This is a genomic window from Streptomyces sp. 13-12-16, from assembly GCF_002114215.1.
Taxonomy (GTDB): Bacteria; Actinomycetota; Actinomycetes; order Streptomycetales; family Streptomycetaceae; genus Streptomyces.
Genome location: NZ_NCTE01001505.1, coordinates 26,904 through 42,387, shown reverse-complemented (window position 1 = coordinate 42,387; position 15,484 = coordinate 26,904). Strand labels below are relative to the sequence as shown.

Genomic DNA, 15,484 nt, shown 5'->3' with positions numbered 1-15,484 from the left:
CCCAGCGCCTGCTCGCCGCCGGTGCCGCGGCGGCCGCCGCCTGCACCGCGGCGCTGGCCCTGGTCGCCGACGGGCCGGCCGTCGCCGTCCCGCTGCGCTTCATGACCGGGGTGTTCCTGGCCGGGGTCTACCCCACCGGCATGAAGCTCATGGCCTCCTGGGCCGGCAGCGCCGGACGGGGCAGGACCATGGGCGTCCTCATCGCCGCCCTCACCCTCGGCTCCACGCTTCCCCACCTCATCGCCGGGCTGGGGTCGCTGCCCTGGCGCGGTGTCCTGCTCGCCGCAGCGGCGGCCGGACTCGCCGGCTCCGTCATCGCCCTGGTCCTGGTCCGGCCCGGCCCCTACGCGGCGTCGGCCGCACCCGCCCGCAACCCCCGATACGCGCTGTCCATGTTCACCGAACGCGGGCCGCGCCTGGCCAACCTCGGTTACTTCGGGCACATGTGGGAGCTCTACGCCCTGTGGACCTGGATCCCGTCCTTCCTGCTGGCGGCCCCCGCCGCGGGAGGACTCCCGGGCTCGGTGGAGACCACGGTGTTCCTCGCCATGGGACTCGGCGGCGCGGCCGGCTGCCTGCTCGGTGGCTGGGGCGCGGACCGCTTCGGCCGCCCGCCCGCCGCCCTGACGGCACTCCTCCTCAGCGGCCTGTGCTGCCTGCTCTCCCCGCTCCTCTTCCACGCTCCGCCGCCGCTGCTGTTCGCCTTCTGCGCGCTGTGGGGCGCCGCCGTGATCGCCGACTCGGGGGTGTTCTCCACCTCACTGAGCGAGGTCGCCGACCACCGCTACATCGGGACGGCGCTCACCGGCCAGACCGCGATCGGCTTCGCCCTCACCGTCGTCAGCATCCAGCTCACCCCCCTCCTGGCCGGGGCCGTCGGCTGGGAGTACGCCTTCCTCCTCCTCGCCCCCGGCCCCCTGGCCGGCGCCTTCGCCATGCGCGCCTTCGGCAAGGGCGCCCCCTCCGTCCGCTCTCCGCAGGGCACCTCCTGAAGGTCGGCCGTCGAGCGGGTGTCGGCTTCAGAAGTGGAGGTGGCGCACGTCGGATCCGTACATGTCGCCGACGCGGGAACGGAGGATGTCGGAGAAGCCCCGGACATCGTTGGCGCGGAGCCTGGTGATCAGCGCCTCGTGCTCGGCGGGATGTTCGCGCATCGCTGAGATGGCTTTGCCTACGAGAACGGGACTCGTTCGTCGATGAGCGCGGGAGGCACCTCGAAGGCGGTCTCGAAGTCGACCGCCCACCGCCGCTTCCTCATCTGGTCCAGAGCTGGCCTCTGGGGTCGGCTTCACGAGGCGGTGCTGCACCGACTCGACGACGCCGGCCTCATCGACGTCACCCGCGTCGCGCTCGACACCGCCCACGTGAGGGCTAAAAAAAGGGGCGAACACACAGGTCCGAGCCCCGTGGACCGGGGCAGGCCGGGTTCCAAGATGCACGTCCTGTCGGACGCGAACGGACTGCCCCTTCTCGTCGGCGTCTCCGCGGGTAACACCCACGACAGCGAAGGGCTGAAGCCGATGGTGGAGGGTCACCAAACGAGACACGACCCCCACAACGGCCGGTACTTCAAGCCGCAACGCCTGCATGCGGACAAAGCCTACGACCGGGCTGACCTGCGCAGATGGCTGCGCGGGAAGCGGATCGGCGTACACATCGCCCGTAAAGGCATCGAGTCCAGCGAGCGATTAGGGCGGCGCCACTGGGTCATCGAGCGGGCGATGTCGTGGCTGTCCGGCTACCGCCGCTTGAGCCCTCGCTACGAACGCGATCCCCGCAACTACCTGGCCTTTCTCGGACTCGCCGCCGCCCTGTGCCGCTACAAGCGACTCATCCGCCTCACCACGTAGGACACGGTCTTATCCTTCCACCCGTGCGACACCACCCAGGAGAGGGAACGGCCTGGGCGCTCCGGCCGCTTGCGGCGCCGGGCAATCCGTCGGTTCACGAGGTCATCGTGCGGCCCGTCGGCAGGGAGCGTCTCCGTTGCTGACACGGCACGCCGCCGAAGCGATCCTCCTACGGCCGCCCGTCCGGGCCATCTCAGCGTCACGACGCGTGCGGGGGCAGCACGTACGCACCACAGGTACGCGCCGCCCTCAGGGGCGCTGAGCAGACCACGGTGGCCGGGCGGCGGATGGCGAGGTGCCCACCGGCATGCGGTGGCACATCCTGTCCCGGGCGTCCTTCTTCTGTGCCCATGTGGCGCTGCGCGGCCTGGACACCGGCCGCTCGGCGTGGACGGAGACGCGCTGCAGAGGATGGTCCGATGAGCGACGCGACGACGTACGCGGTCCACGGCTCCGGGCTGCCGGTGGTACTGGTCGCCGGTGCGGGAGGCGTGAGTCCGAATCCGGCAGCACCACCAGGTGCCCGCACTCGCCGCGGCGGGCCATCAGTGGTATCACCCGGAACGACCCGTTGCCGGTTGCTCAAGACAACGAGCCTCGCGGATTGCCGCTACCTGTCAGAGGAAATCATCCGGGTCAGCTGTGATGGCGGTGACGGCGCGGCTCGGCGAGGGTGGAGAAGCGCGCGACACCTCGTCGTCGGCCCCCGCCGCCCGCCTACCTGGAGGAGCACATTCATGTCCGGACGCAACACCCTCATCCGCAGCCTGCACGACGTGGGACTGGCCGCCTGGTTCGGCGGCTCCCTGATGGGTGCGGTCGGGCTGAACGGAGCGGCGGAGCACGAGGGCCCCACGGTCGCCGCCAGGGCCCGGATCGCTTCGGTCGGCTGGGCGAAGTGGGTACCGGTCAACGCCGCCGCCATCGGCGCGCACCTGTTCGGCGGTGGCGGCCTGCTCGCCGTGAACGCCCACCGGGTCAGAACCCAGCACGGCGTGGGCGCCTCCACCACCGCCAAGACGGTCGTCACGGCGGCTGCCCTGGCCGCCACCGCCTACGCCCGCGTCCTCGGCAAGAAGGTCGAGCTGGCCTCCTCCTCCGATCCCGAGGACAGCCAGAAGGCGGACCAGCACCCCATCGACATGGAGAAGGCACAGCGCCAGCTCGCCTGCGCACAGTGGGCGGTGCCGGCCTTCACCGGATGCCTCCTCGTCCTCAACGCCCTCCACGGCGAACAGCAGCGGCCCTTGGAACAGCTCCACGGCATGTGGGAGCACGCCCGCTCCAAGGCTCCGCTCATCCCGTGAGAAGGCTCAACCAGCAGTGAGGCCTCACTGCCCGAAACCGACATCGGCATGCCGTCCTCGGTCAAGGGACCATCCCCCGTGGGTGCGGGGAGCAGGACTGCCCCGTGACGGCCGATACGTGGGGGTGTCCCGTACGTGATCGTGCCCGAGGAGCTACTGGAGTGCGACCGCACCGGGCCGAGCCAGCTGCCTCGGCATGTTCGGTGACCCACCTGGTGGCACCGCTTCTTCGGAGTCTTCTGACGAGTGCACGGCGAGGGACAGGCCGGTGCCGACGAGGCAGCCGCCGACCCCATCGGGGCGGGCGGTGGCGGACAAGACCTGGAGAGGTCACACACCACTGCCCCGCCGTAAGAGCAGCCGCGCCCGGCCACGAACCGCCCACAACCCCAACCACACAGGCCAGCGCACCCGGAAGAGCTCTCCGTAACCTGGATGTGGCAGCTCGGTGCCGAGGCAAGGCCGGATGAAAGCGTGACGGAGGGGCCTGAACGTGATCGACACCGGCGACATCGACGTCTTCCCCGGCCTGGACGTCGGCAAAGGCGAACACCACGCCACCGCCGTCACACCGGCTGGGAAGAAGGCGTTCGACAAGCGCCTGCCCAACACCGAGTCCAAGCTCCGTGAGCTGTTCGCCAAGTTGCAGGCCAAGCACGGGACGGTACTGGTCGTGGTCGACCAGCCGCCCTCGATCGGAGCTCTGCCACTGGCGGTCGCCCGCGACATGGGCTGCCCGGTCGCCTATCTGCCGGCCTGGCGATGCGGCGGATCGCCGACCTCTGTCCGGGTGAGGCCAAGACCGACGCGAAGGACGCGTTCATCATCGCCGACGCCGCCCGCGCGATGCCCCACACGCTGCGGGGGATCGACGGCGAGGACGAGACGATCGCCGAGCTGGAGATGATCGTCGGCTTCGACGACGACCTGGCCGGGGAAGCGCCCCGCGTTGCCACCGGCTCCATGGCCTGCTGACGCAGATCCATCCGTCGCTGGAGCGGGTGTTGGGGCCGCGGTTGCAGCACCCGGCCGTCCTCACCCTGCTGGAACGGTTCGGGTCCCCGGCCCGGATCCGCAAGGCCGGACGGCGGCGGCTGGTCACCCTGTTACGGCCGAAGGCCCCGCGGATGGCCGAGCGGCTGGTCGAGGACATCTTCGCTGCGCTGGACGAGGAGACCGTCATCGTTCCGGGCACGGGGGCGGCCGCGCTGATCGTCCCGAGCCTGGCCGGCTCGCGGCGCCGGGTCACGCGCATCCCCTCCGGCCGCCCCGACACCTCCTGCTCGGCAGTGGTGTCAGCGGGCGCGTCCTCGGTAGGCTCGGCGAGGCAACTGCGGTGCGTGACAACGTATTTCTCGACGGCTTCGCACCGGTTCTTCCACAAATGGAAGCGGTCCGCGACCTGGATCGCGTCGGGGCGGGCGGTGCGTACGGCCTCGGCGTAGGCACTGGCCCGGTCCCGGCAGGCGATCTCCGCTCCGGGGTGTGCGCGCAGCCACGCGGTGAGGGTCTCCGCGGTGCGGTCAGGCAGGACGTCGACGCGCTCCCCGGTCTCCATGTCCAAGGTGATCGTTCCATGGACGTGCCCCTTCTTCAGGGCGAAATCATCGACGCCCAGCACACGGGGCGCGACGCCGACATGCTTGTCCGGAAGCCTGCGCACCAGTCTGAGCAGGGAGTTCGCACTCGTCGGGATGGACAGATGCGCGGCCAGCCGGGCGCCAGGACGTCCAGCGAGCGCCGGCGCGATCTTTTCCAGCGAGCGACGCAGGAGCGGCGTGCGCCGCGCGAATCGCTCGGTGAGCCCGTCCACTTGCTCGACGAACGTGCGGCGACCGCACGCAGCCGCCGGGCAAAGGAACCGTCGCACCAGCAGGTCGATCAGGACCTGCCGCCCGGCCGCCGAGAGGTCGGCAAGGCGCCGTCGGTGGCCACCATGGACACGGACGGACACGGCGCCGCAGCCCGGGCAGGCCGCCTCGCGCGTCACCGTCCGTGCCGTGAGGGCTATCCCACCGCCATCTGCTCTGATCTCGTCGACCACCACGGAGGACAGATGGGCGAAGACCGTGGAGAACGTCGAGAACACGCTGCAATCACACCAACGGGCTTCCTTCCAGCCGGTTGTGACGCCGTGTCGCCGCCTCACAAGAAGTGGATCAGAGCCGAACAAGGCTCTGGTCCACTTTCCGTGGAGGTTCGCGGATCGTGATGTCAGTGGTGCGTGGTGGGATGACCGGACTCTGCCGTTGATCTGCTGGGAGACCGCCGTGACGTCTTCGTATCCGTCCCTGACTCGTGTCTTGGTCGAGGTTTTGGTCGATGTCCTGTGGTTCATCGACGGCAGCGAAAACGAGCAGATGGATCAGGACGACGCGGTCAAGGTGACGGAGGGGGTCGCCCACGTGGTCAGCACGCTGCCTGGTGATCAGCAACAGGAGCTGATCGCCCTGCTCGGGGAGATGACAGCTGCCGAGGCCGACCCCGCTCGACGTGAGTTCCTGGAGGGGTTCCCGGAGGGCTTTGGGCTCATCGACGATCCGTCCTGAAGGTTCAGCTTGCCGTGCGAGGCAGGCACCGAACCGCGTCGCGGCGGTTGATCCTCCACCCACGCTCATCACCAATGGACTCGACGATGTTGAATAGCGGCGTGGTGGGACGCAAGAAGGAGAAGCAGCGGCCTGCCTGGGGCATCCCGAAGGGGATCGTTCTGTTGGCGACGCCGGAGGGCTGGCGCACCAGCTTCCTCACCGAAAGCGGAATGCTCTGCGGGCGGCTGGGCGTGCCGATCAACACCGACCCGCAAGACGCGCGGGCCGCGGCGGCGGTGATGGTGACGGAACTCGTGCGCGCCTTCCATGACACCGACGTCGAGGTGAGCTGGGATCCGCCCCGGGAGCCTTGGTCATGGACCGCCCAAGTCACCCTCGCCGCCGATGACGAACTGTCTTCGCCTGGCGCCGAAGACTGAACGGCAAACTCAGGAGTGGAGCAGGACGCGCTTGCGGAGGAGTTCGAAGCCTGCGCGGCCGGGCATCTGGCGCTTGAGCATCTTGATCCGGTTGACATGGCCTTCGACGACCCTGGAGTTCCACGGCTGCGAGAGTCCGGCAGTGACGGCGTCGAGGCCGCGCTCCAGGTGCCGGCGAAGCGCTGGAGGCTGGGCAGGTCGGCGGCGGTTGCCGCTTCGATCCATGTCGGCAGTTGGTGGCCTTGCAGCTGGGTGGGCATGCAGGCGAAGAAGCGCACGTGCTCGGCGAGTGCGTCCAGTTCGGGGCAGTTGGCCGACACGGCCTCGAGCTGGAGCCGGTCGCTCTCGGCCAGGGCATCGGGGTGGGTGAGGATCCAGCGGGTGACGGCGTGGGCGGATGACGGTCGGGGGCCGACCGGTTTGGGCTTGCCGCGTAGGTTCCGGCTGACGTAGGCGCGGACGTTGCCGTAGCCGTCCGGGGAGCCCTGTGCCTTGATCTCCTCCCGTAGTTTCCAGGCGTTGGTGCAGCCTTCCTGCCATCGCTGGTCGAGGTAGGGCTTGTAGGCGTCGAGCTTGGTGGGGCAGCTTTGCCACTGGCCGGTGAACAGTTGCTCCGGTTCGGTGGCGCGGGAGAATCGGAGGACGGTGTTGAGGCCCATGCCGAGCTGCTGGGCGATGGCTCGCTTGCTGCGACCGGCGACCAGCAGGGCGTGGACGGTGGTGTGCTTGGCACGGGTGCGTTCGGCGAACCGGTGGCCCGTTGGCCAGGGCGAGGACGTGGGTGACTCCGGCGTCTGGTCTGGCTCTTCCGATGACTCAGATGCGGGCCGCAGGCAGGCGCGGTGTTAGGGTCCGTCTTCAAACGGATCTTGCCCAGAGCAGGAGCGACGCGAGACTGACCGCTGCCTCGTATGAGGTGGCGGTCTTGTCGTATCTGGTCGCGATGCCGCGGAAGCCCTTGAGCCGGTTGAAGCAGCGCTCGACGAGGTTGCGCCGGCGGTAAGTCTCCCGGTCGAACCCTGGCGGTCGACCGCCGCGGCTCCCGCGCCGCAGTCGGTGCCGCCGCTGGTCGGCCTTCTCGGGAATGGTGTGCGCGATGCCGCGTCGCCGCAGGTAGGCGCGGAAACCGCGGGAGCTGTAGGCCTTGTCCGCGATGACCTGGTCGGGTCGGCAGCGTGGCCGGCCGAGGCTGCTGCGGGGAACGCGGATGCGTTCGAGCAGGATGCGTGCGCAGACACTGTCATGGCGCTGGCCCGGCGTGACGAGGAGAGCCAGAGGACGGCCCTTGCCGTCGCAGGCGAGGTGGACCTTCGTGGTCAGTCCGCCCCGGGATCGGCCGAGGGCGTGATCGTCCGGTTCGTCCGGCCGCTGATTCCCCCTTTTCGGCCGGTGGCGGCGGCGTGCTGGTGGGCGCGGACGATGGTGGAGTCGATCTGGACCAGCCAGTCGATGTCACCGGCGGCGTCGGCCCGGGCCTGGATCTGCTGCAGGGCCCGGGTGAACACCCCGTCGATCGCGTAGCGGCGGAAGCGGGGGTAGACCGTCTGCCAAGGCCCGTAGCGTTCGGGCAGGTCACGCCACGAGATCCCGGTGCGGATCTTGTAGACCATCCCGTTGATGACCTGCCGGTCCGACACCCGCGGCCGGCCCGTCGCGGCCCTCGGTATCAGCGGAGCGAGCAACTCCCACTCCTGGTCAGTGAGTTCATGACGACGTACCACCCCACCATGATCCACGATCTGATGATCTTTGAAGACGGACCCTAGTAGACGCACTTCCCGACGACTTCGCCGAGGTTGTGCCAGAGATGCCATCGGTCGGCGACCTGGAGTGCTTGCGGGGCGCCGCGGGTGGCCCCTCGGTGTAGAAGAGAGCGCGGTCCCGGCAGATGATCTCGATCCCGGGCCGCTCGGACAGCCAGGTCGCGAGGGTGTTCGCTTCCCGGTCCGACAGGAGGTCCACAGGGCGCCGTGTCTCGACGTCGACAGGTACGGTTCCGTAGATCCGGCCCTTGCGCTGGGCGGACTCGTCGACGCCGAGCATGCGGGGAACGGTGGTGGGCGGGTCTGGCAGCGAGGTGACCAGCCTCAGCAGGATGTTCCGGCTGACTCGGACCCCGCAGGCGTCCGACATTCGAGCGCCGGCCCGCCCCGCAAGCGCGAGACCGATCGAGACGAGCGTCGATCGCAGCTGCCCTGTCCGGCGACCGGATCGACGGGTGAGGCCGGGTGCCTGCTCGGCAAACGTCCTGCGCGGGCAGGAACGTTCCGCACAGACGAACCGGCGCACCCGCGACGACATCACGACGAGCTTGCCCGACGTGGGCAGATCTCGGGGAAACCGCAGGTAAGAGCCGTGTACTCGCCCTGACCAGCACCCACACCCCGGACAGGCCGCCCGCCTGGCCGTGGACCGGGGGCCTCCACTCTTACGACAGCATCAGCCACGTCGACCGACTCCACCGCCATGTTCTCCACCGACCCGAACAGCAGCTCTTCCAGCTGCGGCCGCACGTTGTTCACGGCGCGGAACTGTCGACGTTGTCCCCTCTCTGGCAGGTCGATTTTCGGGCGATGTCAACCACCACCGAACGACGACCAGCCGTCACGCCGCGTACGTGACCACAAGAAGTGGACCAGAGCCGGTTCTCGCCTGCATAGCCAACCACCCTCGTCCCGAACGAGGCCCAACAGCGGTGGTCCGCCCCGGAACCGCAGGGCTTTCCTCCTCCACGCGCGCCTTTCCCACGGAGCCTGTGCACCCCTCCCCGACTCGTCCGGAGCGCCCCGTTCCTCCAGGACGCCCGGTGTCTCGGGCCGGGGCGCGCGTGGACAACGCCGTCGGCCGGTTCGCGAGGAGATTCCACCGAGGCGTTGAAACAAAGCCGGTTAATGGTTGATGGTTCATGTAAAGCTCCATCCCACCGGAGCTCTGACCGGAAGGAACCACGACTCCATGAAGAGCCGATCCAAGAAACTGGCGCTGGGTGCAATAGCGGCCGTCGCGGTGAGCGTCGCGCTCCCGGCAGCCCCCGCTTTCGCCACCGAGGAGATCGACTGCGGCACCGGCACGGATTCCGTGAGGGTGACGTACCTGGAGAACGGCACGGAGCACGCCCGGTGCTGGACCGGTCCCGGCGACGTCCCGCTCGGACAGGACGGTGTCACTTCCTTCTACTCGGGCGCCCACGACGTGGTCGTCTTCTGGAGGACGAACTTGGGATGGGACGTCGAAGTGCTCCCGCCCCACACGTTAGCCCCCTTCACCGGCGCCGACACCTACCATGTCTACGGTTTCCACGTCAGGTAACCACTGACGGCCGGCCCGGTCCGTCCGGGCCGGCCGGCCGGTCGCGACACGCGCGGTGATGAGGAGTACTCGCCACCCTGCGGCCTGCGGCCTGCGGCCTGCGGCCTGCGGCACTTCTCGTCCGGACAGCCCGGGATCGTCCGGCACGGGAACGACTGGACGACCGGTACGGTGCCGCGCCGGAGAACGCGTCCAGCGGCCGCGTCCAGGGCGCGCGGAGCCGCCGGTCCGGTCCCGTCCGCCCGGCCTGCGGAGCTCAGCTCTGCGGGAGCGGACGGAACGGCCGGATCTCATGCAGGTGCACCACCACGTCCGCGGACCTCAGCAGGTTGACCGGGTCCGGGTCCCGGGGCCAGTGCGTGCCGATCTCCCGTTTGGGCCGGGTGACGTCCAGCCAGGCGCGGACCACGGACGGCGCGGTGCGCAGGTCGAGGTACCAGTCCCGGTGGCTCACCCGGTCCAGGGTGTGCTCGACCGAATCGGCCACGGAGGGCCCCGAGCGGAACACCTTCACGTCCTCGTCACGGGGGTTGGAGACGCCGGCGTCGGTGGCGTGGAAGGAGCCGTGGTCGAAGGCCAGGCCCACGGCCCGGTAGGCGTCCCCGAGCGCGCGGCGGAGCAGGCCGCCCTGGATGACCGGGTAGTCCGGGTCGTAGCCCTGTAGGTATACGTGGCCGTTGTGGGCGGCCAGCACCGCCCGGGCGCCGGTCTGCCGGAGCCACCAGAGGGTGTTGTCCGCCATCACGGTGTCGCGGTAGGCCAAGCCCTCGCGTTCGTCGGCCGGGTCGTCGTAGTCGAAGGCGTCCTGGCGTGCGACCTGGTGGATGATCTCCGCGTTCCGCACCGCCCGGACGTGGTCGTCCCCAGCCACGGTGCGCCCGGCGAAGCTCCGGGCGCGCAGCAGTTCCAGGACGCGGCCGGTGCGTTCGGCCTTCTCCCGCCGCACGGCCAGGGGTGCCTCGAAGGAGGCCGTCATGTGCTCGCCGGCGGGCAGGGTGGGGCGCAGCCCCTCGTACAGCTCGGTGACGGCGGGCAGCAGGTCGGGGTGGGCGCGCCGGACGTGGTCGACGACCCGGTCGTACAGCTCCGGGCCCGCGTAACTGCTGTCGTTGCCGGCGAACCTGACCGGGTCGTGAGGGTGGGCGATGTTGTACGCGCGCATCCAGTGGATCAGGCCGAGAACCTCGCGGGTTCGCATGAAGAGGTAGGCGTTCTGGAACTCCTCGGACATGATCCGGGCGGGGTCGCCGCGGCCGGTGAGCAGGTAGTCGTCCAGACGGAGGCCCGCGCTGAAGGGGGCTTCGAGGATGAGGGCCCGGAAGCCCTTCTCCTCGACCAGGTACCGGAACACCCGGTGCTGGAGGGCGAGGAAGTCGTGGGAGCCGTGGACGGCCTGCCCGACGCCGACCAGTCGGGCGTCGCTCACCGCCTCGCCCAGGGGGTGCAGGTCGTCGAAGGGGCCGGTGGGCTGTACGGTGCGCAGCGGATGGGCTGCCTTCTCCAGGGCGGGCAGCAGGTCGGTGGACGTCGCCGATGTGGGGGGCCGCTGTCCGGCCGCTTCACGGGCGAGTCTCCGGCTCGGCCGGATCTCGTGCAGGTGCACCACCAGGTCCGCCGACCTCAGCAGGTTGACCTGGTCGACGGAGGGAGGGAAGTCCGTGCCGATCTCCCGTTTGGGCCGGGTGACGTCCAGCAGGGCGCGGGCGGCGGGCGGTGCCGTGCGCAGGTCGGCGTACCAGTCACGGTGGCTCACCTGGTCCAGGACGTGCTCGGCCGAGCCGGGCACGGAGGGCTCCACGTCGAACCGCCTGACGTCCCGGTCGGCCGGGTTCTGCAGGCCCTGTGCGGTGGCGTGCACGGCGCCCCGGTCGAAGGAGAGTCCCACCGTCAGGTACCCGTCGCCCAGCCGCCGCCGGAGCACCGCTCCCTGGGGGACGGGCAGGGTGGGGGTGGAACTCCTGGTGTACAGGTGGCTGTTGTGCCCGCCGAGCACGAGTCGGTGGCCGGTGTGGCGGTGCCACCACAGGGTGTTCTCCGCCATGACGGTGTCACGGTAGGCCATGGCCTCCGGCGCGATTCGGGGATCCGCGAGATCGAAGGCGTACAGGCGTGCCACCTGGTCGATCACGGTGGCGTGCTGGACCGCCCAGGCATGGTCCTCGTCTGTCCCGGCGGGCTTACGGGCGCCGAGCAGTTCCAGGACGCGTCCGGTGCGTTCGGCCTTCGCACGGCGCTCGTCCAGGGGAGCGGTCACGGCGGCGCGCATCCACGCGTCGACGGGCAGGGTGGGGCGCAGCCCCTCGTACAGGCCGGTGACCTCGGGCAGCAGGTCGGGGTGGGCGCGCCGGACGTGGTCGACGACCCGGTCGTAGAGCTCCGGGCCGGCGTAACTGCTGTCGTCGCCGGCGAACCTGACCGGGTCGTCGGGGTGGGCGACGTTGTACGCGCGCATCCAGCGGATCATGTCCAGGTACTCCTGGCTGTGCAGCAGCAGGTGAGCGTTCTGGAACTCCTCGGACATGATCCGGACGGGATCACCGCGCCCGGTGAGCAGGTAGTGGTCGAGGCGCGCACCGGCGCCCCAGTTGGCCTCCAGGACGAAGGAGCGGAAGCCCTTCTCCTCGACCAGGTACCGGAACGCCCGGTCTCTGAAGGTGACGAAGTCGTGGGAGCCGTGGGCGGCCTCGCCGATACCGACCACCACGGCGTCACCGACCGCCTTCCCGAAGGGGCGCAGGTCCTCGAAACCCCCCGAGGGCTCGGTGGTGCGCAACGGACGGGCTGCCTTTTCGAGGGCCGGCAGTGCGTCGCCGACGGTCGTGAGTGACCCGTCCGCAGCCCCGGTGTCCCCGCCGGCCGGGGCGGCTGCGGCCGTTCCGGGCACGGCGGTGAGCCAGACGAGTAACGCGGCCGCGAGTCGCCTTGTCAGAGGAGATGCCATGACGTCAGCGTCACCGCCTGGGCATCGGACCGCATTCCGGGAGTCACCCGGCCGGAGCAGCGCCGCAGGCGGGGCAACGGTCGGGCAGAGGAGCCCGTCCCGCTGTACCGACGAGAGCCGAGTGGCCTGCCGAGGACCGCTCCGCGTTACCGGGGCGGCTCGGTGGCACGGAGCGCTGGCCCCGGCACGGCTGTTGATCCGTGAGGGTCCAAGAGGCGGCCCGACAGTGCCCACGGGCGGGTCAGGAAGTGCTCCGGGGCCTCCACCATCCGCTGGTGGTACTGGAGTTGCAGGTCCGAGGCCGTCACCGCACCGATGACACCCGCGCCTTCCCCCCTGATGGAGAAGGAGCCGCCGTGGGCCGCATAGGTGTCGGCGTCCGGGCGGGAGGACGCCTCGGAGGTCGTGCCCTTGGCGCGGTGGCGGGTGCCCACCAGGTACGCACTTGGCGATCAGACGGCTGAGAGATGTCGGTGAGAAGCGGGCTCTGTCACAGATCTTGGTGGGCGAACGCGGAGGGTGACTGCCGTAGGGCCTTACAAGATCTCGACAGCCCCTGGCGGGACCGGTCCCTCGCCCGCGTAGGTGTCGCCCGGTGGCGTCGACGGCGCGTTCTCGGCGAGCGCCAGGCTGAGCCAGGGCCCGGCGAGGACATCATCGTCCAGAGTGATGCCGAGGTGGTCGAGTACGAGGGCCACTACCGGCGCCATCCCGGCACCCTCACCCTCGTGCACGGCGAGTGCCGCCTCCACCCGGTCCCACCAGCGGCCGAGTGGTTCGGACCGGGTGTGCTCCACGCCAGGCTCGAAGTACTCGACGCACTCGCCGTCACGCCAGTACTGGAAGACGTCCATTCCATCGGTCGTCGACAGGCTGTACGTCTCAGTGCCCCGGGACAACTCCGCGAGCGATTCCTCCCCGAAGCCGATGCCACCCTCCTCCTCGACACAGAAGACCCAGTCACCGATCCTCCCGGACCGCAGCAGCGAGACCATCCCATCGTCGGAGTCGCCCGAGACCAGGTCCAAGGCCGCGTCCCAGTCGAGCAGTCGCGCCTGGTCCGGGTCGGCCCCGTAGCGGGTGAAGACCTCCTTGGGGCTCAGGCCGCGGGTAAAGGTGACACACATCCAGGCCACCGCCCAGCGGAGCGAATCCATGCCTGCTTCTGTCTTCATGACTTGCCTCCGTCGTTCACTTCGGTATCGCTCGCCGGCCCTGCAGGGCTGGTGTGTTCCGGGCCATGCGTATGGCGTGACGAGACGCCAGTTTCATGCTGCCTGGTGGCCGTAGAAGCCATTGCAGCAGGATCGGCTTTCGGAGCAGTTCGAATCCGGCTCGACCGTAGAGCCGCCTTTTGATCTTCTTGATGCGGTTCACAGCACCTTCGACACTGCCGGAACTCCACTCCAGGGTGAGTCCGGCTGTCACGGCGTCGAGGTCTCCCAGCATGTGAAGTGCGAAGCCGGTGAGGCCGGGCAGTTGGCTGGCCTCGACGGCCTCGATCCAGGTGGGGAGCCTGGTTCCGAGACGGCCGGTGAGGATCTCGCCGAAATCCCGGACATGGCGGGCGGCGGCGTCCAGTTCCGGGCAACGAGCCAGGACGTTCTTCAGATAGGTGCGGTCGTCCTCGCTCAGGGTCGCGGGGTGGCGGGTGAGCCAGCCGGTGGCCTGCCGGACCGTCGGCGGTGGAGGAGGTGCTGTTGCCGGTGCGGCGCGCAGGGTGGTGATGTGGGCGCGGACCATCTGGTAGGTGACTGGGGCGTTCTCAGCGAGGAGTTCGTGGTGCAGACGGGTGACGCTCGTACATCCCGCGGCGAACCGCCGTTCCGAGTAAGGCTTGCAAGGATCCAGCCTGGTGGGCCGGGGCCGGTTCTCGCGGAGGGTGTCCTGCCAGTCGACGGCACGTGCGTAGCGCAGGACGGTGTTGAGGCTCCAGCCCAGGTGCCGGGCGATTCCCCGGCGGGAATGGCCCTGGGCGAGCAGGTTGTGGACCAAGGCGTGCGCGGCCTTCTTGCGCTGAGCCCGACGGCCGTCAGGTCCGGGCCGGCGGGTACCTTGGTGTCGCTGGGTGCCTCAACGGCCATTTTTGTCAGTGGTGTTGAAGCATTCAGGCATTCACGGTGGGCCGCGACGCAGGTCTCCACGGCCCGGCCGGTGCCCTGCCACAGATGAAATCGGTCGGCCACCCGGCCTGCGGTGGGGGCGCCGATTCGAGCGCCCTCCGCGCAGGCGCCCGCTCGGTCTCGACAAATGATCTCCACGCCTGGGTGATTGGCCAGCCACACGGCCAGCGGAGCGGAGTCGCGGGTCGGGAGCACGTCGACCACTCGATGGGTTTCGCCGCAGGTCAAGGCGGTGGAGTAGGTCCGTCCACGGCGGATCGCGAAGTCGTCCACGCCCAGCACGCGGGGTGTGCCGGGCTGCGGGTCGGGCAGCGCCATGACCTTGCGCAGCAAGGTCATCCTTCCTGCGCGAAAACCGAGTCGGGCGGTCAGCCTGGCACCGGCCCGTCCAGCGAGGGCAAGCCCAACGCGTTCCAGGGCATGGCCGAGTCGCGAAGTGAGGCGTGCGTGCGGGGTGGTCAGCCGCGCGAACGGTTCGGCGAATGTGCGACGTGGACAGTCTGCCGCGTCGCAGATGAAACGCCGGACGGTCAGACAGATCACAACGCTCTGCCCAGCGAGCGGCAGGTCCTTCAGTCTGCCCTGGTAGGAGCCGTGCACCCGGTTCGATGAACGGCCGCAGTCAGGACACACCCCGCCGGTCGCCCGGCCTCGCGCCACGATGTCGACCCTGCCGAAGGCGACGGTCACTGCATCGACGTCCACGCCGTCGATCCCGTCGAACACCAGCGAGTCCCAGAACATTGTGTCGGCCTGCATAACCAGCACCGTCCCCGGCCACTACCAGCTCCAGCCAGAACCAAGACATACCTGACGGAGCGTCATGCTCGTCTGCCAGATGGAGAGGCGTACGCCGTCTCACCTCGACCCGAGTCTTCGCAATCGAACACCCCGGTCACGCTCCGCGACCGCTCCCCAAGATCTGTGACGGAGCCGAGTTTTGATGTCACCGACCCGCCGTGGAAGACGGGCGAGACACGTGT

Annotated in this window: 11 protein-coding genes and 5 pseudogenes; 6 read left to right on the top strand and 10 right to left on the bottom strand. The window is 69.5% G+C overall.

Annotated features, from left to right (window positions below; all coding sequences use genetic code 11):
- On the top strand, positions 1-992 hold a 992-nt coding region (locus tag B7767_RS44090; protein ID WP_085576664.1), incomplete at its 5' end, for an MFS transporter.
- Between the two features lie 27 nt (positions 993-1,019).
- Here the strand turns inward: B7767_RS44090 and B7767_RS49050 are convergent.
- On the bottom strand, positions 1,020-1,154 hold the full coding sequence (locus tag B7767_RS49050; RefSeq protein WP_256923808.1) for a hypothetical protein: 135 nt from the start codon (positions 1,152-1,154) through the stop codon (positions 1,020-1,022).
- A 69-nt stretch (positions 1,155-1,223) separates the two neighbouring features.
- Here B7767_RS49050 and B7767_RS44085 point away from each other — a divergent pair.
- From B7767_RS44085 to B7767_RS44070, 3 genes and pseudogenes are all read left to right on the top strand, one after another.
- A pseudogene (locus B7767_RS44085) lies at positions 1,224-1,850 on the top strand (IS5 family transposase); the annotation flags it as partial.
- Between the two features lie 737 nt (positions 1,851-2,587).
- Entirely contained in the window at positions 2,588-3,157 is a 570-nt protein-coding gene (locus B7767_RS44075; protein WP_085576662.1) for a hypothetical protein, read from the top strand.
- Between the two features lie 493 nt (positions 3,158-3,650).
- Positions 3,651-4,392: pseudogene (locus tag B7767_RS44070) on the top strand (IS110 family transposase); the annotation flags it as partial.
- 146 nt (positions 4,393-4,538) lie between these two features.
- Here B7767_RS44070 and B7767_RS49550 read toward each other — a convergent pair.
- Positions 4,539-5,495: pseudogene (locus B7767_RS49550) on the bottom strand (ISL3 family transposase); the annotation flags it as partial.
- Between B7767_RS49550 and B7767_RS44060 the strand changes: the two are divergent.
- Positions 5,428-5,706 (top strand): hypothetical protein, encoded by a 279-nt coding sequence (locus B7767_RS44060; RefSeq protein WP_256923806.1) that lies wholly within the window; start codon positions 5,428-5,430, stop codon positions 5,704-5,706. The pseudogene B7767_RS49550 and the gene B7767_RS44060 sit on opposite strands and share 68 nt — an antisense overlap.
- A 4-nt stretch (positions 5,707-5,710) precedes the next feature.
- On the opposite strand, the gene B7767_RS47605 is transcribed toward B7767_RS44060, so the two are convergent.
- From B7767_RS47605 to B7767_RS44040, 3 genes are all read right to left on the bottom strand, one after another.
- A complete protein-coding gene (locus B7767_RS47605) occupies positions 5,711-6,787 on the bottom strand; it encodes a hypothetical protein (protein WP_218775880.1) in 1,077 nt (358 codons plus the stop codon).
- Positions 6,788-6,986: 199 nt separating this feature from the next.
- Positions 6,987-7,849, bottom strand: a protein-coding gene (locus B7767_RS44045) for an IS5 family transposase (protein ID WP_107486684.1) whose coding sequence is annotated in 2 segments (ribosomal slippage) — positions 6,987-7,490 and positions 7,493-7,849 — 861 coding nt in all. Because the reading frame shifts where the segments join, the coding sequence is not laid out codon by codon here.
- Positions 7,833-8,474 (bottom strand): hypothetical protein, encoded by a 642-nt coding sequence (locus B7767_RS44040; protein ID WP_256923810.1) that lies wholly within the window; start codon positions 8,472-8,474, stop codon positions 7,833-7,835. Before B7767_RS44040 ends, B7767_RS44045 begins: the two co-directional genes overlap by 17 nt.
- A 609-nt stretch (positions 8,475-9,083) precedes the next feature.
- Here B7767_RS44040 and B7767_RS44035 point away from each other — a divergent pair.
- On the top strand, positions 9,084-9,437 hold the full coding sequence (locus B7767_RS44035; RefSeq protein WP_085576657.1) for a hypothetical protein: 354 nt from the start codon (positions 9,084-9,086) through the stop codon (positions 9,435-9,437).
- A gap of 256 nt (positions 9,438-9,693) precedes the next feature.
- Here the strand turns inward: B7767_RS44035 and B7767_RS49040 are convergent, their stop codons facing one another.
- The 5 genes and pseudogenes from B7767_RS49040 to B7767_RS49030 form a co-directional block, all read right to left on the bottom strand.
- Entirely contained in the window at positions 9,694-12,378 is a 2,685-nt protein-coding gene (locus B7767_RS49040) for an erythromycin esterase family protein (protein ID WP_256923805.1), read from the bottom strand.
- A 233-nt stretch (positions 12,379-12,611) separates the two neighbouring features.
- Positions 12,612-12,824, bottom strand: a pseudogene (locus tag B7767_RS44020) (hypothetical protein); the annotation flags it as partial.
- 90 nt (positions 12,825-12,914) lie between these two features.
- Positions 12,915-13,553 (bottom strand): DUF6461 domain-containing protein, encoded by a 639-nt coding sequence (locus B7767_RS44015; RefSeq protein WP_085576656.1) that lies wholly within the window; start codon positions 13,551-13,553, stop codon positions 12,915-12,917.
- Between the two features lie 16 nt (positions 13,554-13,569).
- On the bottom strand, positions 13,570-14,373 hold the full coding sequence (locus tag B7767_RS49035) for a transposase (RefSeq protein WP_256923804.1): 804 nt from the start codon (positions 14,371-14,373) through the stop codon (positions 13,570-13,572).
- A 161-nt stretch (positions 14,374-14,534) separates the two neighbouring features.
- Positions 14,535-15,245, bottom strand: a pseudogene (locus B7767_RS49030) (ISL3 family transposase); the annotation flags it as partial.
- Between the last annotated feature and the right edge of the window lie 239 nt (positions 15,246-15,484).

What these genes read in the sequence shown, in the direction of transcription:
- B7767_RS49050 (WP_256923808.1), bottom strand. Translation starts at nt 1,154, where the DNA reads ATGCGCGAACATCCCGCCGAGCACGAGGCGCTGATCACCAGGCTCCGC.
- B7767_RS44075 (WP_085576662.1), top strand. Translation starts at nt 2,588, where the DNA reads ATGTCCGGACGCAACACCCTCATCCGCAGCCTGCACGACGTGGGACTG.
- B7767_RS47605 (WP_218775880.1), bottom strand. Translation starts at nt 6,787, where the DNA reads ATGGGCCTCAACACCGTCCTCCGATTCTCCCGCGCCACCGAACCGGAG.
- B7767_RS44035 (WP_085576657.1), top strand. Translation starts at nt 9,084, where the DNA reads ATGAAGAGCCGATCCAAGAAACTGGCGCTGGGTGCAATAGCGGCCGTC.
- B7767_RS49040 (WP_256923805.1), bottom strand. Translation starts at nt 12,378, where the DNA reads ATGGCATCTCCTCTGACAAGGCGACTCGCGGCCGCGTTACTCGTCTGG.
- B7767_RS44015 (WP_085576656.1), bottom strand. Translation starts at nt 13,553, where the DNA reads ATGAAGACAGAAGCAGGCATGGATTCGCTCCGCTGGGCGGTGGCCTGG.